This window comes from Marinobacter sp. DUT-1 (assembly GCF_050379415.1).
In the GTDB taxonomy this organism is placed as follows: domain Bacteria; phylum Pseudomonadota; class Gammaproteobacteria; order Pseudomonadales; family Oleiphilaceae; genus Marinobacter.
In genome coordinates this window covers 1,035,057-1,054,705 of sequence record NZ_JBNRLS010000001.1, presented here as the reverse complement: position 1 = coordinate 1,054,705, position 19,649 = coordinate 1,035,057, and the positions used below count along the sequence as shown (strand labels likewise).

General features: G+C 60.5%; 15 protein-coding genes. 10 read left to right on the top strand and 5 right to left on the bottom strand.

Features of this window, described 5'->3' with window-relative positions; translation table 11 throughout:
• Window positions 1-26 precede the first annotated feature (26 nt).
• Entirely contained in the window at window positions 27-2,192 is a 2,166-nt protein-coding gene (uvrD, locus tag ACQUTG_RS04835) for a DNA helicase II (RefSeq protein WP_428918289.1), read from the top strand.
• Window positions 2,193-2,489: 297 nt separating this feature from the next.
• On the opposite strand, the gene ACQUTG_RS04830 is transcribed toward uvrD, so the two are convergent.
• The 3 genes from ACQUTG_RS04830 to arsH form a co-directional block, all read right to left on the bottom strand.
• Complete coding sequence (locus ACQUTG_RS04830) at window positions 2,490-3,287, bottom strand: undecaprenyl-diphosphate phosphatase (protein WP_428918288.1); 798 nt, start codon at window positions 3,285-3,287, stop codon at window positions 2,490-2,492.
• Window positions 3,288-3,415: 128 nt separating this feature from the next.
• Window positions 3,416-4,480 carry an ACR3 family arsenite efflux transporter gene (gene arsB, locus ACQUTG_RS04825; RefSeq protein ID WP_428918287.1) on the bottom strand — a complete coding sequence of 355 codons (1,065 nt, stop codon included), beginning with the start codon at window positions 4,478-4,480 and terminating at the stop codon, window positions 3,416-3,418.
• A 9-nt stretch (window positions 4,481-4,489) separates the two neighbouring features.
• On the bottom strand, window positions 4,490-5,206 hold the full coding sequence (arsH, locus tag ACQUTG_RS04820) for an arsenical resistance protein ArsH (protein ID WP_428918286.1): 717 nt from the start codon (window positions 5,204-5,206) through the stop codon (window positions 4,490-4,492).
• A 91-nt stretch (window positions 5,207-5,297) separates the two neighbouring features.
• Between arsH and ACQUTG_RS04815 the strand changes: the two genes are divergently transcribed.
• Genes ACQUTG_RS04815 through arsJ form a run of 3 tightly spaced genes read left to right on the top strand, consistent with a single transcriptional unit; the run spans window position 5,298 to window position 8,302 of the window.
• Window positions 5,298-6,062, top strand: coding sequence for a metalloregulator ArsR/SmtB family transcription factor (locus ACQUTG_RS04815; RefSeq protein WP_428918285.1), 765 nt, complete (start codon window positions 5,298-5,300; stop codon window positions 6,060-6,062).
• 40 nt (window positions 6,063-6,102) lie between these two features.
• Complete coding sequence (locus ACQUTG_RS04810; protein WP_428918284.1) at window positions 6,103-7,107, top strand: ArsJ-associated glyceraldehyde-3-phosphate dehydrogenase; 1,005 nt, start codon at window positions 6,103-6,105, stop codon at window positions 7,105-7,107.
• Window position 7,108: 1 nt separating this feature from the next.
• On the top strand, window positions 7,109-8,302 hold the full coding sequence (arsJ, locus tag ACQUTG_RS04805) for an organoarsenical effux MFS transporter ArsJ (protein ID WP_428918283.1): 1,194 nt from the start codon (window positions 7,109-7,111) through the stop codon (window positions 8,300-8,302).
• A 7-nt stretch (window positions 8,303-8,309) separates the two neighbouring features.
• Here the strand turns inward: arsJ and ACQUTG_RS04800 are convergent, their stop codons facing one another.
• Window positions 8,310-8,837, bottom strand: a complete 528-nt coding sequence (locus tag ACQUTG_RS04800) for a hypothetical protein (protein ID WP_428918282.1) — start codon at window positions 8,835-8,837, stop codon at window positions 8,310-8,312.
• A 269-nt stretch (window positions 8,838-9,106) separates the two neighbouring features.
• Between ACQUTG_RS04800 and ACQUTG_RS04795 the strand changes: the two genes are divergently transcribed.
• The 5 genes from ACQUTG_RS04795 to ACQUTG_RS04775 all read left to right on the top strand — a co-directional run bounded on the left by ACQUTG_RS04795 (window position 9,107) and on the right by ACQUTG_RS04775 (window position 17,896).
• Window positions 9,107-10,291: an MFS transporter gene (locus ACQUTG_RS04795; protein ID WP_428918281.1), complete on the top strand. Its 1,185-nt coding sequence runs from the start codon at window positions 9,107-9,109 to the stop codon at window positions 10,289-10,291.
• A gap of 26 nt (window positions 10,292-10,317) precedes the next feature.
• Window positions 10,318-11,439 (top strand): tRNA-queuosine alpha-mannosyltransferase domain-containing protein, encoded by a 1,122-nt coding sequence (locus ACQUTG_RS04790; RefSeq protein WP_428918280.1) that lies wholly within the window; start codon window positions 10,318-10,320, stop codon window positions 11,437-11,439.
• A 289-nt stretch (window positions 11,440-11,728) separates the two neighbouring features.
• Window positions 11,729-13,216: a SulP family inorganic anion transporter gene (locus ACQUTG_RS04785; RefSeq protein ID WP_428918279.1), complete on the top strand. Its 1,488-nt coding sequence runs from the start codon at window positions 11,729-11,731 to the stop codon at window positions 13,214-13,216.
• Between the two features lie 101 nt (window positions 13,217-13,317).
• A complete protein-coding gene (gene nifJ / locus ACQUTG_RS04780) occupies window positions 13,318-16,911 on the top strand; it encodes a pyruvate:ferredoxin (flavodoxin) oxidoreductase (RefSeq protein WP_428918278.1) in 3,594 nt (1,197 codons plus the stop codon).
• Window positions 16,904-17,896, top strand: coding sequence for a dihydroorotate dehydrogenase-like protein (locus ACQUTG_RS04775; RefSeq protein WP_428918277.1), 993 nt, complete (start codon window positions 16,904-16,906; stop codon window positions 17,894-17,896). Before nifJ ends, ACQUTG_RS04775 begins: the two co-directional genes overlap by 8 nt.
• Window positions 17,897-17,899: 3 nt before the next feature.
• Here ACQUTG_RS04775 and ACQUTG_RS04770 read toward each other — a convergent pair whose 3' ends face one another.
• A complete protein-coding gene (locus ACQUTG_RS04770; protein ID WP_428918276.1) occupies window positions 17,900-18,304 on the bottom strand; it encodes an acyl-CoA thioesterase in 405 nt (134 codons plus the stop codon).
• A gap of 195 nt (window positions 18,305-18,499) precedes the next feature.
• On the opposite strand from ACQUTG_RS04770, the gene ACQUTG_RS04765 reads away from it, so the two are divergent.
• Window positions 18,500-19,552 (top strand): substrate-binding domain-containing protein, encoded by a 1,053-nt coding sequence (locus ACQUTG_RS04765; RefSeq protein ID WP_428918275.1) that lies wholly within the window; start codon window positions 18,500-18,502, stop codon window positions 19,550-19,552.
• The last annotated feature ends 97 nt before the right edge of the window (window positions 19,553-19,649 follow it).

The following is a 19,649-nucleotide window of genomic DNA, read 5'->3' as shown; positions in this document are numbered from 1 at the left end:
TTTAACCAGTAGCGAACCGAATCTCTATGGACGTCTCCCACATCATCGATCCCCTGAACGATGCCCAGCGTGAAGCTGTCACCGCCCAGAACGACCACCTGCTCGTATTGGCCGGCGCCGGCAGTGGCAAAACCCGGGTACTGGTGCACCGGATTGCCTGGCTGATGACCGTGGACCGGGTGCCACCGACGGCCATCCTGGCGGTGACCTTTACCAACAAGGCAGCGAAGGAGATGCGCTACCGGGTCGAGCAGATGATGCAGATCCCGACCCGGGGGCTGTGGATCGGAACCTTCCACGGAATTGCCCACCGGTTGCTGCGAGCCCACTGGCAGGATGCCGGCCTGCCGGAGAACTTCCAGGTACTGGACAGTGACGATCAGCTGCGGCTGATCAAGCGGGTGATGCGGGAGAACCAGATCGACGAGAGTCGCTGGCCACCGAAGCAGGCCCAGTGGTTTATCAACAGCCAGAAGGATGAAGGCCTGCGGGCGGACCATATCCAGGAGAATCCCGGCGACCACTTCACCTCCACCATGCTGAAGATCTACCGCCAGTACGAGAAGCTGTGCCAGCAGGGTGGGCTGGTGGACTTCGGCGAATTGTTGCTGCGTTCCCATGAACTCTGGCTGTACAAGCCTGAGCTTCTGGCTCATTACCAGCAGCGCTTCCAGCATATGCTGGTGGACGAATTCCAGGACACCAACACCATCCAGTATGCCTGGCTGCAAGTGTTGGCCAGCAACCGCGTGCCTTTGACCATTGTGGGAGACGACGACCAGTCCATCTACGGCTGGCGCGGTGCGAAAATCGAGAACATCCAGCAGTACCAGCGGGACTTCCCCAACGCCCGGCTGGTGCGTCTGGAACAGAATTACCGATCCACCCAAACCATCCTCAAGGCCGCCAACTCGGTGATCGCGAACAACCAGGGGCGTCTTGGCAAGGAACTGTGGACCGATGGGCCCGAGGGTGAGCCGATCAGCCTGTATGCTGCGTTCAACGAGCAGGACGAGGCCAACTATATCGCCGATTCCATCAGTGCCTGGGTGGACGAGGGTAACCTGCGCAGTGAGGCCGCGATCCTCTACCGTTCCAATGCCCAGTCCCGGGTGTTGGAAGAAGCGTTGATGCGCCAGGGCATTCCGTACCGGGTCTATGGTGGTCTGCGTTTCTACGACCGCCAGGAAATCCGCAACGCCCTGGCCTATCTGCGCTTGGTGCATTACCACCGGGATGATGCCGCTTTCGAACGGGTGGTGAATGTGCCTACTCGCGGTATCGGTGCCAAGAGCCTGGCGGAACTGCGGGAATACGCGACCGAACAGGGCATCTCCCTGTGGGAGTCCGCCGAGCGCCTGCTGGCGGCGGGTCAGGTTAAGGGACGGGCGAAAACCGGTTTGCAGTCGTTCCTCGACATCATCAATGGCCTGTCCGAGATGGTGGACCATGCCTCCCTGCAGGGCCTGATGAAACAGGCGATCGAGGTCAGCGGGCTGAAGGACTATCACGCCAGCGAGAAGGGCGAGAAAGGCCAGGCCCGGGTGGAGAACCTGGAGGAACTGGTCAGCGCTCTGTCGGACTTCGAGGTGGAAGAGGGCGTGGATCCGCTGGCGGAATTCATCGCCCAGGCCGCCCTGGATGCCGGTGAATCCCAGGCGGACGGCCATGAGGACAGCGTGCAGCTGATGACTTTGCATTCCGCCAAGGGCCTGGAATTTCCGCTTGTGTTCATGGCCGGTGTGGAGGAGGGCCTGTTCCCCCACAGCATGTCCCTGGAAGAGCCGGGCCGGATGGAAGAGGAGCGCCGCCTGTCCTATGTCGGTATCACCCGGGCCATGAAAAAGCTGGTGCTCACGTACGCCGAGTCCCGGCGGTTGTATGGTCAGGAGAAATTCCACGCACTGTCCCGGTTCGTGCGCGAGATCCCGGGCGACTGCCTGCAGGAAGTCCGCCTGCGAAACACCGTGACCCGCCCGGCCTTGGTGGAACGCCCCAACGAAAGCCTGTTCAGCCAGGATTCAGCCCAGCAGGCCGGGTTCAGCCTTGGGCAGCGGGTTCGGCACCCGAAGTTTGGTGAGGGGATCGTGATGAACTGCGAGGGCAGCGGGCACCATACCCGGGTGCAGGTGAACTTTGATGATGGCGCCAAGTGGCTGGTGTTGGCTTATGCGCCGCTGGAGGCTTGCTGAGGTTTTTTTGGGGGGGTAGCAGAGGGCTGGTGAGGCTTTCCGGCATGAAAAAGGGGTCAGAAGAAAGCGTTCTTCTGACCCCACTTTCGGGTCTGACTCCGCGGTAAAAACGGGGTCAGATGAAAGCCTTCATCTGACCCCTTGGGTTTCTCCGAGCTTGGGGCAGGTGCCGGGTAGGCCTTTCCAAAACTGTGCGGAGCCATGGATGGCGGAGCTCAAGCGTCACATGGACGTGCCGCAAGGAGCGTGTTTTGGAAAGGCCTACCCGGCACCTGCCTTCCCCCACATCCAGAATGTCTACATCAGCACCGCGTAAATCACCCCCGCCAACACAATTCGATAGATCACATACGGCCACATCCCCACCGTGTTCAGCCACTTCAGGAAGAAGTGAATGGCAGTAATGGCCATCAGGAACGACGTCACTCCACCAATCAGAAATCCACTCCAGTCTACCATCACATCGGAAGTAGCGACTTCCAGCAGCTTCACTGCCGAAGCCAATACGATGATGGGAATGGCCAGCAGGAAGGAGAACCGGGAGGCGGTCTCCCGGGTCATTCCCAGGAACAGGCCGGCGGTGATGGTGACGCCGGAGCGGGAGGTGCCGGGTACCAGGGCCATGGCCTGGGCGATGCCCACCAGGACTGCATCTTTCCAGTTGAGCTTGTCCAGGGTGCGTTGGCGTTTGGGCAGCCAGTCGGCGATACCGAGCAGGATGCCGAATACCAGGGTGGTTACAAAGATCACCGAGGCGCCCCGGAGTTCGTTGTCGATCATGTCCAGCAAGGCCAGTCCGGCCAGGCCCGCCGGGATGGTGCCGATCACCAGGTACCAGGCCAGGGCACCCTGGCCGACAAGCCTGCGCTGAGCCACGGAGATCAGTCCGTCCCGGGCGATGCCGAACACGTCCCGCCGGAAGTAGAGTACCACTGCCAGGAGCGTGCCCACGTGAACTGACAGGTCGAACCCCACGCCCTGATCGGTCCAGCCGAAGAACGCCGGGGTCAGGATCAGGTGGGCGGAGCTGGAAATGGGCAGGAATTCGGTCAGTCCCTGGAGAAGGCCAAGGAACAGGGCCTGGAAAAGATCCATTCTGTGGGTTCCGTTCGGTTCAGTGCTTCAAATGTGGGCGGAATATTAGCAGGGCGGGGGTGGGCTGAACAGATTACCGGGCTGATACCAGCGTCGGGCAACGATGCTCCGGCGCTGGCATCCGTGTTTCACTCAGGGAAATGGTCCCGGGTCTTGTTGGCGATGCGCACCAGAACCAGCATCAGCGGCACCTCCACCAGCACCCCGACCACCGTTGCCAGCGCAGCCCCGGACTGCAGGCCGAACAGGGCGATAGCCGCAGCGACGGCGAGCTCGAAGAAGTTACTGGCACCAATCATGGCGCCGGGTGCGGCAATGCAGTGGCGCACTTTCCACAGCCGGGCCCAACCATAGGCCAGGAAGAAGATCAGGAAGGTCTGCACGATCAGCGGTACGGCAATCAGCGCAATGTGCAACGGATTGTTCAGGATTACCTCGCCCTGGAAGGCGAACAGCAGCACCAGGGTGACGATCAGCGCCCCCGGCGTAACCGGCCCCAGCCGCTTCATGAACACCCCGTCGTACCAGCGCTGGCCATGGCGGGCAATCAGGGTGCGGCGGGTCAGGTAGCCAGCGGTAAGCGGAATGACGATGTACAGCACCACCGACAGCAGCACCGTATCCCAGGGCACCTGAATGTCAGAGATGCCCAGCAGAAACACCACAATCGGCGCGAAGGCAAACAGCATGATGATGTCGTTCAGGGACACCTGCACCAGGGTGTAGGCGGCATCGCCCTTGGTAAGATAACTCCAGACAAACACCATGGCGGTGCAGGGCGCGGCGCCCAACAGGATCGCGCCGGCCAGATACTCGCTCGCCAGCTGTGGCGAAATCAGCGGCTCGAACACCACGGTCAGGAAAAACCAGGCAATCGCAAACATGGTGAACGGCTTGATCAACCAGTTCACAGTAGTAGTGATGGCCAGACCTTTTGGTTCTTTGCGAACACCGACAACGGCACTGAAATCGATCTGCGCCATCATCGGAAAAATCATCGCCCAGATCAGGATGGCGATGGGGATGGACACCTGGGCGTATTCGAAGCGGGACAGGGTTTCCGGCACCGACGGCGCCAGTTGCCCCAGCGCCACGCCGGCCACAATCGCCAGTGCCACCCATACCGACAGGTAGCGTTCGAAAATCCCCATGCCGCCGGATGAAGCTTCAGCGGTCAGTTCGTTACTGCTCATGGCGCATCCTTAAATGGAACGTTGGTTCACGCGCTTGGACAAGGCCTCCGCGCTTTCCTTGCGCTCGGAATAGCGGTCGGTCAGGTAATCACTGCGGTCCCGCACCAGCAGGGTGAACTTTACCAGCTCTTCCATGACATCCACGATGCGGTCGTAGTAGGGCGAGGGCTTCATGCGGTTGTTGTCGTCGAATTCCATGAACGCCTTGGGCACCGACGACTGGTTCGGAATGGTGACCATGCGCATCCACCTGCCCAGAACTCGCAACTGGTTGACCGCATTGAACGACTGGGAACCCCCGCACACCTGCATCACAGCCAGGGTCTTGCCCTGCGTCGGCCGAACCGCGCCCAGCGACAGGGGAATCCAGTCGATCTGGGTTTTCATGATCCCGGTCATGGCCCCGTGGCGTTCCGGGGAGCACCACACCATGCCCTCACTCCATTGCACCAGCTCCCGCAGCTCCTGAACCTTGGGGTGGGAGGCGTCCTCGGCATCGGCCAGGGGCAGGCCACGAGGATTGAAGACCCGGGTTTCCGCGCCCATGGCCTCAAGCAAGCGGGCCGCTTCTTCCACCGCCAGGCGGCTGAAGGAGCGCTCACGGAGGGAGCCATACAGCAACAGAATTCGTGGCGGATGTGAAGATGACGTTGCCTCAAACAGTCGGTCCGTAGTGGGGGCGCTGAACAGTTCCGGATCGATGTTGGGGAGGTCTTGGATGTTCATTTTGTTGGCGGATTCCTTTACTCAGGGCGATGTTGCACATAGTATGCACAAAAATAGATATACATAAAATCAAATATGCGGAATGTGAGATATGAAGCGCCGTGTTTTGTTCGTCTGTACCGCCAACAGCGCCCGCTCGCTGATGGCGGAAGCCCTGCTTCGGCACATGGCCGGTGACCGGTTCGAGGTGGCCAGTGCCGGTACTGAGCCTTCCCGGCCTCACCCTCTGGCACTACAGGTGTTGCAGGAAGCGGGTATTCCCACCGACGGGCTGTACAGCAAGTCGCTGGCGGAGTTGCAGGGTCAGGACTGGGATTACGTGATTACCCTGTGTGAAAAGGCCGCCCGGGAGTGCACGTTGGTGGCTTCCGGAGCCCAGCAGATTGCCTGGGACTTCCCGGACCCTGCCGAAGCTAACCGCCACGCCACTTTTGCCCTGACCCTCAAGGAACTGAAAGAGCGCATCGGCCTGTTCACCCTGGTTCACCAGAAAGAAACCGGCCTGAAGCAGGCAAGCTACAACCCGGTGACCATGTTCAAGGCGATGGGAGATGAGCTTCGCCTGGCTGCGCTGTTGCTGATCAAGGACCAGGAAAAACTCTGCGTGTGCGAACTGACCGAGGCCTTTGAGGTGTCCCAGCCAAAAGTCAGCCGCCATCTGGCCTCACTCCGGGATGCCGGCCTGCTGGAAACGGAGCGCCGGGGCCAGTGGGTTTATTATTACCTTAATCCGCGACTGCCAGAGTGGATTGCGCAGGTTCTGGATGAAACCGCACGGAACAATGCGGCACTGATCGAGCAGCCGCTGGCCAGATTACAGGCCATGGCGGATCGGCCGGTAGTGCAGTGCCCCTGACTATCCACGCACAGATTAGCCAACGCGCAAGGAGAACATCATGAGCAAGATCAAGGTAGGAATTAACGGATTCGGCCGAATTGGCCGGTTGGCGTTGCGTGCGGCCTGGGAGTGGCCGGACATGGAATTTGTCGCCATCAACGACCCGGGCGCTGATGCCGGGACCCTGGCGCACCTGCTCAATTTTGACAGTATTCATGGCCGCTGGAGCCATGAGGCAGCTGCCGACGGCAAGGACATGGTTATCGAGGGTCAGCGTATCCGGGTGACCCATAACAAGGGCATCGATGAGACCGACTGGTCCGGTTGCGATCTCGTGATCGAGGCCAGTGGCGTTAACAAGAAGGTCAGTGTCCTGCAGGCCTATCTGGATCAGGGCGTGAAGCGGGTTGTGGTCACTGCGCCGGTCAAGGAAGCGGGGGCCAAGAACATCGTGGTAGGCGTGAACGACGACATCTTTGATCCGGCCAATGATCGGATCGTGACCGCCGCCTCGTGCACCACCAACTGCCTGGCACCGGTGGTCAAGGTGATTCACGAAAAACTGGGTATCAAGCACGGCTCCATCACCACCATCCACAGCCTGACCAATACCCAGACCATCATCGATGCGCCCCACAAGGACCTGCGTCGGGCCAGGGCCTGTGGCAGTTCCCTGATTCCCACCACCACCGGATCGGCCACCGCCATCATCGAGATTTTCCCGGAACTGAAAGGCCGGCTGGATGGCCATGCGGTGCGGGTGCCGTTGACCAATGCCTCACTCACCGACTGCGTGTTCGAGGTTAATCAGGCCACCGATAGGGAGACTGTCAACGAGCTGCTGAAAGAGGCGGCGGAAGGCGAGCTGAGGGGCATCCTCGGTTACGAGGAGCGTCCACTGGTGTCCATCGATTACAAGACCGATCCGCGCTCGTCCATCGTGGATGCCTTGTCCACCATGGTGGTCAACGGCACCCAGGTGAAGATCTATGCCTGGTATGACAACGAGTGGGGTTACGCCAACCGCACCGCGGAACTGGCGCGCAGGGTAGGTTCTGCGTGATATGACGGCCGCAATTCGACAGTATCTGGTCATCACCGGTAACTACTGGGCGTTTACCCTGACGGATGGGGCCCTTCGGATGCTGGTCGTGCTGCACTTCCATCAGCTCGGCTACTCGCCGCTGGAAATCGCCCTGTTGTTCATCTTCTACGAGTTCTTCGGGGTGGTGACCAACCTGGTCGGTGGCTACCTGGGGGCCCGCATGGGCCTGAACCGCACCATGAATACCGGGCTGTTCCTGCAGATTGTTGCTCTGGCCATGCTGGCGGTGCCGGCGGCCATGCTCACGGTACCGTGGGTAATGGCGGCGCAGGCGTTGTCCGGCATTGCCAAGGATCTGAACAAGATGTCCGCCAAGAGCGGCATCAAATTGCTGGTCCCGGACGAGCAGCAGGGCACCCTGTACAAGTGGGTGGCCATTCTGACGGGCTCCAAGAACACCCTGAAAGGAGTGGGTTTCTTCCTTGGCGGTGTGCTGCTGATGGCGGCCGGCTTCAAGGGCGCGGTGATCCTCATGGCGGTGGTGCTGGGGCTAGTGTGGCTGGCCAGCCTGTTCCTGCTCAAGCAGGAACTGGGCAAGAGCAAGGCAAAACCGAAGTTCACCGATATCCTGTCCAAGAGCCGGGCGATCAACGTGCTCTCTGGCGCACGGATGTTCCTGTTCGGCGCCCGGGATGTATGGTTTGTAGTGGCTCTCCCGGTCTACCTGCACACGGTGTTCGGCTGGGACTTCTGGAAAGTGGGCGGCTTTATGGCCACCTGGATTATCGGCTATGGCTTTATCCAGGCCCTTGCGCCGCGCATCACCGGGAACAGGGAAGGCAAACAGCCTGCCGTGCTCTGGGCTGCGGCCCTGGCGCTGATTCCCGCAGCAATCGCCATGGGCCTGACGGCGGGCTGGTCACCGCAGGTTGTCATTGTTGGTGGCCTGCTGTTATTTGGCGTGCTGTTTGCCGTCAACTCTTCCCTGCACAGCTATCTCATTGTTAGCTATGCCCGTGGCGATGGCGTGTCGCTGGATGTGGGTTTCTATTACATGTCGAATGCTGCCGGGCGTTTGCTGGGCACCATTCTGTCCGGCTGGGTGTATCAGGCCTACGGATTGGAGGCATGCCTGTGGATATCGTCCGGTCTGGTGGCCACGGCTGCGCTGCTATCCATGATGTTGCCCGAGCGGCGGCCAGTGGCAGTCTGAGCGGGCCTCAGAACCGAATGGCCAGCCCTGCGGCGGCTTCCACCTGCAGGTAGCCGCTGCTTTCGAATCTGAGTTCGCAGCCACCTGAGCAGAACGCGGAACCTCCGGAATTCAGAGCTGTATAAATGCCGCGCAGATCCAGCCGCAGGCGCAGTTGTTCAGTCAGAAAAAACTGATAGCCACCACCGAGGGACAGGGCGGCCCGGTGGTGAGTTTCGTACCCCGAATCGTCCGGTTCGAGCCGGGTAACGCCGAACACACCAGAGACAAAACCGCCGTGATTCTGGCCACCCGGGAAATACAGCCCGCCGAACTGGAGTTGGTAGATTGTAAGGTCGATGGAATCCACGCCCGGCGCGAACAGACCATTGTCCAGTCTGGCCGAGGTGCTCTGCCGCCCGAAATAGAGTTCTCCCTGTTTTCCGGCCTCTGCAAGATCAAAATTGAACACCAGCCCCTGGCTGGCGGAATCCCGGAAGTCGATCTGGTCTGAAGTGCTGGCGCCGGCGGTCTCGATATCCACCGAACTGCTCATACGAAAACCTGCAAATGGCGCAAGGCTCACGTCCGCTAATCCCGGAGTCGGTGTCAGGCTCAATGCGAAGAGGACAGCTATGGGAGTTCGGAGATTCATGCGGTTGCTCCGGTGCTGGGTGGCTGGTGGTTGTGTAGATTCCGTGTAACGATATTACCACTTCAAATCACCAGGCCTTGCCAATCATTTGCCAGGCACCAAAGTAGCATGGGCGAAACAACCTCCGTGAAGCTAGGCTTGGTCCATCGCTCGCATAAAAGACAACAAGAATGATCGACCTGCTAAGACGCTATCCCTTACCTGTTATTGTGCTGGCTCAGCTGTTCGGCACCTCGCTCTGGTTCAGTATCAATGGCGTCTGGTTGTCGCTGTCTGCGGAACTGGGCCTGACGGAAACCGATCTGGGCCGGCTGACGCTGGCGGTTCAGGCGGGGTTTATCGCCGGTACCCTGACCATCGCTGTGACCGGTCTGGCGGACCGCTTTGGTGCGAGCCGGATCTTTGCCCTGTCGAGCCTGTTGGGTGCCCTGGTCAATGGTGGGTTTGTTTTCGCCGCCGGTTGGCCACCACTCGATTTCCTCCTGCGGTTCGCCACCGGTCTTTGTCTCGCCGGCATCTATCCCCTGGGTATGAAAATGGTCATCGCCTGGACCCCAAAATACGCCGGTGCCGCACTGGCCTGGCTGGTGGGCATGCTCACTCTCGGTACGGCACTGCCACACCTGATGCGCGGTGCAACGCTCGGCATGCCCTGGGAGTGGCCGTTGATGGCGGCGTCCTGCCTCGCTCTGGCCGGAGGGCTGCTGGTGTTCCTGCTGGGCGACGGGCCGCACCTGCCGAAAAGCAGTGGCCGGCTGCCCCTCAGCCAGGGGCTGGCGGCGCTGCGGATACCGAGGTTCCGGGCGGTGGCCGGTGGCTACTTCGGCCATATGTGGGAGCTTTACGCCTTCTGGACACTGACACCCTTGCTCATTGGCCGGGAACTGCAGCGTCTGGGGCAGGGTGAGGCATTGGTTCCCTGGCTGTCGTTCGCGGTGATCGGCATTGGCGCTGCGGGCTGCGTCGGTGGCGGCCGGCTTAGCCGAACCCTGGGCAGCGAATGGGTGGCCCGGCGGGCGCTGATGGTGTCCGGGGCTTTTTGCCTTCTGTATCCCTGGTTGAACGGGCTGGCCCCGGTCTTGCTGATCGGGTTGCTGGTTGTCTGGGGGATTGCGGTGGTGGCAGATTCGCCACAGTTTTCGGCACTGGCGGCGGCAACGGCACCGAAGGAATCGGTGGGTTCTTCGCTGGCGGTAATGAATGCGGTCGGCTTTGGGCTGACCCTGCCCGCCATCTGGCTGACCAGCGGATTATGGGGCCAGTTGGATGTCTGGGTGGTTCTGCTGCTGGTGCCCGGGCCAGTGCTCGGGCTGTGGTCGCTGTCCAGAGCGCTACCTGACGCTAAGTCTGGTTAATGGGCGTGACCCTGATGAAGCACGATATGTCCAAACCGAGAGTGCTAGTGCTGTCCGGTTACGACGCCGCCAGTCATAAGCGCTGGCGTGAGCAACTGGCGGCACTGTTGCCGGAATTCCACTGGCACGGCCTGGCATTGCCTCCGAGGTTCTTCCGCTGGCGTATCCGGGGCAATCCACTGAGCTGGCTGAATGAGCCGCTCCTGCAGGAACACTGGGATCTGATTATCGCTACCTCCATGGTGGATCTGGCCACCCTGCGCGGTCTGCACCCGCGTCTGGCAAGTACGCCCTGCCTGCTGTACATGCACGAAAACCAGTTCGCCTTTCCGGTATCGAGTGGCCAGAACCGCAGTGCCGATCCACAGATGGTGAACCTTTACAGCGCGCTTTCTGCCGATTGTGTGGTGTTCAACAGTGGCTGGAATCGGGACAGTTTTCTGGATGGTGTCGATACTTTCGTCCAAAAACTGCCTGACAGAGTGCCCGAAGGGCTGATCGAAACTTTGCGTGGTAAGTCCCGGGTGATACCGGTACCGATTGAGGACCGTCTGTTTGCCGATGATCGTGGCGTGAACTGGGCCCGGCCCCACCTGCTCTGGAACCATCGCTGGGAATATGACAAGGGCCCAGATCGCCTGTTGAAACTCCTGCAGGTTCTCGACAGGCGATCCATTCCGTTTCGGCTCAGTGTTGTCGGCGAGAGTTTCCGGAAGCATCCACCGGCATTTGGCCAGATTCGTGAGGCGTTTGGTGACCGGATAGAACAGTGGGGATTCCTCGAAAGCCGGGGTGATTATGACCGGTTGCTCAGCATGGCGGATATGGTTGTCTCTACGGCTCTGCATGATTTTCAGGGGCTGTCGATGCTGGAGGCCATGGCATCCGGGTGTGTGCCCCTGGCCCCCGACCGGCTGGCCTACCCGGAATATGTGCCGGACATCTGCCGATACCAGAGTCACGAACAGGCCGCCGACGCGGAAGCGGAAGCCGCTGCAAACTGCCTGGAACAGCTGATTCGATGCCAGCCAAAAGCCTGCAGGCCGGATGCCTGGCGGGCATCGGTGCTGGCAGTTCAATACCGCTCTCTCTTTGATGACCTGATCCATGCCGGGAAGAGCGACCTTACTTTTTCATCAGGGCTTTGATAGACTTCGCGCCCTCTTTTCGGCTGATGCCTGATTTTCATCAAAGATACTGAAACCAGACTGTGACGATCCTTCCACCCTAGTAGTCAGACTTCCCTTCCCTCTCGATAGTGCAGCAAGGCTTGGGCATCCAGCCGGTGCGCGGTCATCGGCCACGTGTATTCGTTACGCTCGATATCTTGCTCGTGGAACAGCGATTGTCATGGCTTTTCTCCAGACTCTGGCTTCACAGGAATCGGCCTGGTGTCTGTTGCCCGGCTTTTGAAACCTTTAATCGGATTACACGAATATGCTCAGCAGTATACGAAACAACTGGTTCTCCAATGTTCGGGGCGATCTGCTCGCCGGTATCGTTGTGGCCCTCGCCCTGATCCCGGAGGCCATCGCCTTTTCCATCATTGCAGGTGTGGACCCGAAAGTGGGGCTTTATGCTTCCTTCTGTATTGCTGTGGTCATTGCGTTCGTGGGCGGTCGCCCAGGGATGATTTCAGCTGCCACCGGCGCCATGGCGTTGCTGATGGTCACGCTGGTGAAAGAGCATGGCCTCGAGTACCTGCTCGCCGCGACCCTGCTCACGGGGGTGTTCCAGATTATTGCAGGCTACCTCAAGCTCGGGGCACTGATGCGCTTTGTCTCCCGCTCGGTGGTGACCGGGTTCGTCAACGCTCTGGCGATCCTGATCTTCATGGCCCAGCTGCCCGAACTGACCAATGTCACCTGGCATGTCTACGCCATGACCGCTGCGGGTCTGGCGATCATCTACCTGTTCCCGCTGGTTCCGGTGGTCGGCAAGGTCCTGCCGTCACCGCTGGTGTGCATCATCTCTCTCACCGCCGTTGCCATGATCCTGGGTCTGGATATCCGCACCGTCGGCGATATGGGTGAATTGCCGGACACTCTGCCGGTGTTCCTGTGGCCGGATGTGCCGCTCAACCTCGAGACGCTGATGATTATCCTGCCGTATTCCCTGGGGCTTGCCGTGGTCGGCCTGCTGGAATCCATGATGACCGCGACCATCGTGGACGACCTGACCGACACCACCAGCGACCGTAATCGCGAATGCAAGGGCCAGGGTGTGGCCAACATCGGTGCCGGGCTACTCGGTGGCATGGCCGGTTGCGCGATGATTGGTCAGTCCATCATCAACATCAAGTCCGGCGGTCGTACCCGGCTCTCCACCTTTACCGCCGGTGCTTTCCTGTTGGTGATGGTACTGGTGCTGGACCAGTGGCTGGTCCAGATACCCATGGCGGCGCTGGTGGCGGTGATGATCATGGTGTCGATCGGTACCTTCAGTTGGGAGTCCATCAGAAATCTCCGGGAACACCCGCTCTCAACCAACATCGTCATGGTGGTTACCGTGATCGTGGTGGTGGCGACTCACAACCTCGCCTTCGGTGTACTGGCTGGCGTGCTCCTGGCCGCCCTGTTCTTCGCCAACAAGGTGGGTCATTACATGCTGGTGACGTCGGACTATGACCAGGCGTCCGATACCCGACGTTACAACGTGGTGGGTCAGGTGTTCTTCAGCTCTTCCGAAAAGTTCATTGAATCCTTTGACTTCAAGGAAGCTGTCGACAATGTGGTGATCGACCTGAGCCGGGCTCATTTCTGGGATATAACGGCCGTGGGTGCACTGGACAAGGCGGTCGTCAAGTTCCGCCGGGAAGGTGCCGATGTCGAGGTGGTTGGCCTGAATGAGGCCAGTGCCACCATCGTCGACCGTTTCGGTGTACACGACAAGCCTGATGCTGTGGATCAGTTGATGGCTCACTGACCAGGGGCTGGTCGACCCATCGAACGCCTGGCCGCTTGCGGCAGTGAGAAGCCCTGCCTAGACTCATGACTGTTGGACGGTTATGACAGGGAGAAGTGGCCATGGCGTTCCAGACCCTTGATGGCAACGAAGCTGTGGCCTCGGTGGCCTATCGCCTGAGTGAGACCATTGCCATCTATCCGATCACCCCGGCGTCGGTGATGGGAGAACACGCTGATGACTGGGCGGCTCTTGGCCGGCCCAATCTCTGGGGGCAGGTTCCCAGCGTGGTGGAAATGCAGTCCGAAGCTGGCGCCGCCGGGGCCGTGCACGGGGCCCTGCAGTCGGGTTCGCTGGTGACCACCTTCACCGCCTCCCAGGGGCTGCTGTTGATGCTGCCCAACCTGTTCAAGATAGCCGGCGAGCTCTCGCCGTTCTGCATGCACATTGCCGCCCGCAGTGTTGCCACCCATGCCCTGTCGATCTTCTGCGACCATTCCGACGTGATGACCGCCCGCGGCACCGGTTTCGGGCTGCTGGCCTCCGGGTCAGTTCAGGAAGCCCAGGATCTCGCTGCCATCGGTCACGCGGTCACCCTGGAGGCACGGGTGCCGGTGATGCATTTCTTTGACGGCTTCCGGACCTCCCATGAGATTTCCAAGATTGCCGCCCTGAGCGATGAGCAACTGCAGGGCCTGGTGTCCCATGAAGGGGTGGATGCCCATCGGGCGCGCCGCATGACCCCGGACCGGCCGGTGGTCCGGGGCACCTCCCAGAATCCCGATGCCTTTTTCCAGTCCCGGGAGGCCACAAACCCGTTTTACCAGGCTTTCCCGGAGAAGCTGGAAGCGGTGATGGAGCGGTTCGCCGAGGTCACTGGGCGGCGGTACCAGCTGTTCGATTATGTGGGTCATCCCGAGGCGGAACGGGTGGTCATCCTGATGGGGTCCGGGGCGGAGTGCGCCCATGAAACGGTGGACTGGCTGCTTGAGCAGGGGGAGAAGGTGGGTGTGCTCAAGGTGCGCCTGTTCCGGCCCTTTGCCACCGACCGTTTCCTGGCCGCGCTGCCCGACACCGTGGAGCATCTGGCGGTACTGGACCGGACCAAAGAGCCCGGGGCCCAGGGCGAGCCGCTGTTGCTGGAGGTCAGCGGGGCACTGATGGAAGCCTGGAGTCGGGGCGAGCGGCAGACCCTGCCCCGGGTGATCGGAGGCCGGTACGGTCTGTCTTCCCGTGAATTCACCCCGGCGATGGTGAGCGCCATTTTCGACGAGCTGAAGGCGGAGGGGCCGAAAACGCGTTTCACCCTCGGTGTTCGTGACGATGTTACCCGATTGTCGCTGGAGGTGGATGAAGAACTGGATATCGAATCGCCGAAAACCCGCCGGGCCCTGTTCTTCGGGCTGGGGGCCGACGGCACTGTCAGCAGCAACAAGGCCAGCATCAAGATCCTGGGCGAGGGCACGGACCTGTTTGCCCAGGGGCATTTTGTCTATGACTCCAAGAAATCCGGGGCCACCACGGTTTCCCATTTACGGTTTGGCCCCTTGCCAATCCGTTCCAGTTACCAGATCCGCAAGGCCCAGTTTGTGGCCATTCATGCACCCCAGTTCCTCGAGCGCTTCGATGTCCTTGAGCACGCTGCTGACGGCGCAACGGTACTGCTGAATGTTCCCTGGTCAAAGGATGAGACCTGGGACCGTTTGTCGGTCGAAGTCCAGCGGGTGCTGGTGGAGCGCAAGGCCCGCCTGTACGTGATTGACGCAGCGGAAGTTGCGGAGAAAGCGGGGCTGGAGCGGCGCATCAACACAGTGATGCAGGTGTGCTTCTTCGCCCTGGCCGACATTCTGCCGAAGGACGAGGCAATCGCCCGCATCAAGGACGCCATCCGCGAGACCTGGGGTCGTCGCGGGCCGGAGGTGGTTCGCCGCAACGTGGAGGCGGTGGATTCCGCACTGGACAATCTGCATGAAGTGCCGGTGCCGGACGAGGCAACAGCCACACGCCCCCGGCCGCCCAGGGTGCCGGAGGATGCGCCGGACTTCGTACAGAAAGTCACTCGGCTATTGATGGACGGCCAGGGTGACAAGCTGCCCGTGAGCGCCTTCCCGCCGGATGGCACCTGGCCCAGCGGGACCAGCCAGTACGAGAAGCGCAGCATCGCCCAGGAGATTCCGATCTGGGAGTCCGATCTGTGCGTGCAATGTAACTTCTGCGCGATGATCTGTCCCCATACCGCCATCACCAGCAAGGTCTTCGACCCGGAGGCGGCGCGAAATGGTCCGGAAACCTTCGAGACTGTTCCCGAAACCCACACGGCGGAACTGGAAGGCCTGGACTACCGTATTCAGGTGGCGCCGGAGGACTGCACGGGTTGTGGCCTGTGTGTGGAAGTATGTCCTGCCAGGGACCGCACACAGCCCAAGCGCAAGGCCATCAACATGCAGCCTATGGAGGCGCATCGCGAGGCGGAGGCGGAAAACCTGAAGTTCCTGCGCAGCTTGCCGGATGTTCCCAGGGACCGTATTCCCCGGGATTTCAAATCGCTGCCGTTGTTGATCCCGTTGTTCGAATACTCCGGCGCTTGCGCCGGCTGTGGCGAGACGCCCTACATCCGCCTGCTCACCCAGTTACTGGGTGACCGTCTGCTGCTTGCCAATGCCACCGGTTGTTCCTCCATTTATGGCGGCAACCTGCCCACCACACCGTATACGGTGAATGCCGACGGCCGGGGGCCGACCTGGAACAATTCGCTGTTCGAGGACGCGGCGGAACTGGGTCTGGGAATGCGTCTTGGGCTGGACAAGCTGGTGGGACGGGCCCGACAGTTGCTGGATGGCATGAGCGAACGTTTGCCTCAAGAACTTTACAACGACCTGACCGGCCCCTGTGCCACCCTTGACGAGTCGGCCATGGCGGCACGGCGCAAGGCGGTCTCAAGATTGCGGGACTGGCTGGCCGACCAACAGGGGCCGGAGGCGCAGGAACTGGCCAGTCTGGCCGATGAGCTGTGCCCGAAGAGCGTATGGGTCATTGGTGGTGATGGCTGGGCCTATGACATCGGTTATGGCGGCCTGGATCATGCCCTGGCTTCCGGCCAGAACCTCAAGCTGCTGGTGCTGGATACCGAGGTGTATTCCAACACCGGGGGCCAGCAATCCAAGGCCACGCCCATGGGCGCGATTGCCAAGTTTGCGGCTGCCGGCAAGGAAACCCGCAAGAAAGACCTGGGCTTGCTGGCCATGAGTTATGGCCACGTTTACGTGGCCCAGATTGCTATGCAGTCCCACAGTAACCAAACCACCAAAGCCCTGCAGGAGGCTGAAAGCTTCGATGGCCCCGCGCTGATCATTGCCCACAGTCCGTGCATCGCCCATGGCTACGACCTGGTGCACTCACCGGCACAGCAAAAGCGGGCGGTGGACAGCTGGGCCTGGCCGATCTACCGCTTCGATCCCCGGCGCATTGACCAGGGCCTGCCGCCCCTGCAGCTGGATTCGGTGCGTCAGAAAGTCCCGATGAAAACCTACATGCAAGAGGAAGCCCGCTTCCGCATGTTGGAACTGCGGGACCCGGAAAGGTATGAAAAGCTGGTCGCCGCCGCCACTGAGGCAGCGCAGGACCAGCGGGAACTCTACAAGCAGCTGGCGGGCATCCATTTCGAGCCTCACGAACATCCGGAATCCGGACAGGGGGAGGGCAAACCACATGACTGAGCTGACAACCCGATGGCTCGGGCTGAATCTGCGCTCGCCCCTGGTGGTGGGTGCCAGCCCGCTGACCGATGATCTTGATGCCTTGAAAGCGTGTGTCGATGCCGGCGCCGGTGCCGTGGTGATGCATTCGCTGTTCGAAGAGCAGCTGGTGGCGGAGCAGATGGCGGCCCATCGCTTCATCGATTCCCGGATCAACATGGACGCCGAGGCGTCCTCGTTTTTTCCAGGATCGGAGATGTTCGAGATGGGCTCCGGCAGTTACCTCAAACGTCTGGAACTATTGCAGGGCGCGCTGAATGTGCCCGTGGTTGCCTCGCTTAATGGCGTTTCCCCTGGCGGCTGGGTCCAGCATGCGGGGGAATTGGAAAGCGCCGGTGCGTCGGCCATCGAGCTCAACCTCTACGATCTGGCCACGGATCCTGCCGATACCGCCGCGACACTGGAACAGCGCCAGCTGGAAGTGGTGCGCTCGGTGGTCGAGCAGGTCAACATCCCCGTCAGCGTCAAACTGTCGCCTTTCTATTCCGCACTACCGGCCTTTGTGGCCGGCGTGGAAGCCGCCGGAGCCCGGGGATTGGTGTTGTTCAATCGATTCTATCAGCCGGATATGGATCTGGATGAGCTGGCATTGAGCCGGGACGTGGTGTTGTCGTCCAGCGCTGAACTGCCGTTGCGGCTACATGGAATTGCCATGCTGTTTGGCCGAACCGGACTAGAAATGGCCGTTTCGGGTGGGGTCCACCGTGGGGACGATGCGGCAAAAGCGATCCTGTCGGGCGCCACGGCCGTTCAGGTGGTCTCGGCCTTGCTGGCTGAAGGGCCCGAGGCTCTGGCCAGGATCACTGAGGAGATGCAGAACAGACTGTCGGCAATGGGCTACGACTCACTGACCGAAGCCCGGGGCGTTCTTTCCCTGGAAAATGCTCCGAACGCTCAAACGTGGGAACGATTGAACTACGCCCGTCTGTTACACGGCTGGCAATGACGGTCAAAGGCCCTGCTCGGGCACTTCCCGGATCCGGCCATGCTCATCGATCGCCACGTAGACAAACAGCCCCTCGGTAACTTTTCTGGGGTTCTTGGCGGTGCGGTCCAGGGTCCAGACTTCCACATTGATCTTCATGGAGCTGCGGCCGATATCCACCAGTTCACAGTAACAGCCAACCTGGGAGCCCACCCGCAACGGCGACAGAAACTCCATCCGGTCCATGGCCACGGTGGCATTGCGGCCCTGGGAAATCCTGCCTGCCATGGTGGCGGCGGCCAGATCCATCTGTTTTACCAGCCAACCTGCAAACACGTCGCCGTTGGCGTTGGTGTCGGCGGGAAGGGGGATTACCTGGATCGTGAGTTCGCCCCGGGGGGCGGGTTTGTCATCGTCAAAAGCCGTCATGGAGTCTGCCTTTATAGGTACTGGAATTGTTTTAACCCCGCATGTTAATGGCCTGAACGCGGGCTGCAAGAAAATTTGTGAGTTGGCGACTATATTTCAAAGGCTGTAACAAAGTTGTCACAGAGTGCCCCTAGGATGCAGTCATCGGTAAAGCACATCCGACACAACGTCCTAACCAAATAATGGAGACTTGACGTGATGAAACTGAACAAAGCATTCGCCACTGTTGCGCTGGCTGGCTCCGTAGCCGCCATGTCCGCACCGGCCATGGCCCGTGACACCATCAGCATCGTGGGTTCCTCCACTGTTTACCCGTTCGCTACCGTGGTGGCCGAGCGTTTCGGCACCAAGACCGACTTCGCCACCCCCAAGCTGGAGTCAACCGGTTCCGGCGGCGGCATGAAGCTGTTCTGCCAGGGTATCGGTACCCAGCACCCGGACATCACCAATGCTTCCCGTCGTATGAAGCCGTCCGAATTCGACATGTGCCAGAGCAATGGCGTCAAGGATATCACCGAGTTCCGTATCGGTTCTGATGGCATCGTGATTGCGAGCTCCAAAGAAGCGCAGAACCTGGATCTCACTCTGGAGCAGCTGTTCCTGGCCCTGGGCAAGGAAGTGCCGAACCCGGAAAACCAGAAGGAGCTGATCCCGAACCCGTACAAGAAGTGGAGCGAGATCGATTCTGACCTGCCGAACGTTGCCATTCGTGTGATGGGTCCGCCTCCGACTTCCGGTACCCGTGACTCCTTCAATGAGCTGGCCCTGCAGGGTGGCTGTGAAGATCTGCCCGCCGTCGCCGACATGAGCGAGGACGACATGGAAGCGGTTTGCCAGAGCATCCGCGAAGATGGCGCCTTCATCGAAGCGGGCGAGAACGACAACCTGATCGTGCAGAAGCTGATCGACGACGAAGGCATGTACGGCGTCTTCGGCTACAGCTTCCTGGAAGAGAACGCTGACCGTCTGCAGGCGGCGACTCTGAACGGCAAGGTGCCGACTGCTGAAGGTATCGCTGCTGATGAGTATCCGGTTGCCCGCTCCCTGTTCTTCTACGTGAAGAAGGCCCACGTCGGCGTTATCCCGGGTATGTCCGAGTACGTTGAAGAGTTTGTCAGCCCGGCGGCCATGGGCCAGAACGGCTACCTGAAGAGCGTTGGCCTGATCGTTCCGCCGCGTGACGCTCTGATGGACCTGCAGGACAAGGCAGCCAACATGCCGAACCTGCAGAAAGAAGAGCTTATGTAAGCCAGTTACACAGTCAAGTAGCTGACAAGGGTGCGAGTCCTCACGGGCTCGCACCCTTTCGTACGTAAAAAGTACCAAGTGCGAAACTCATTCTGAA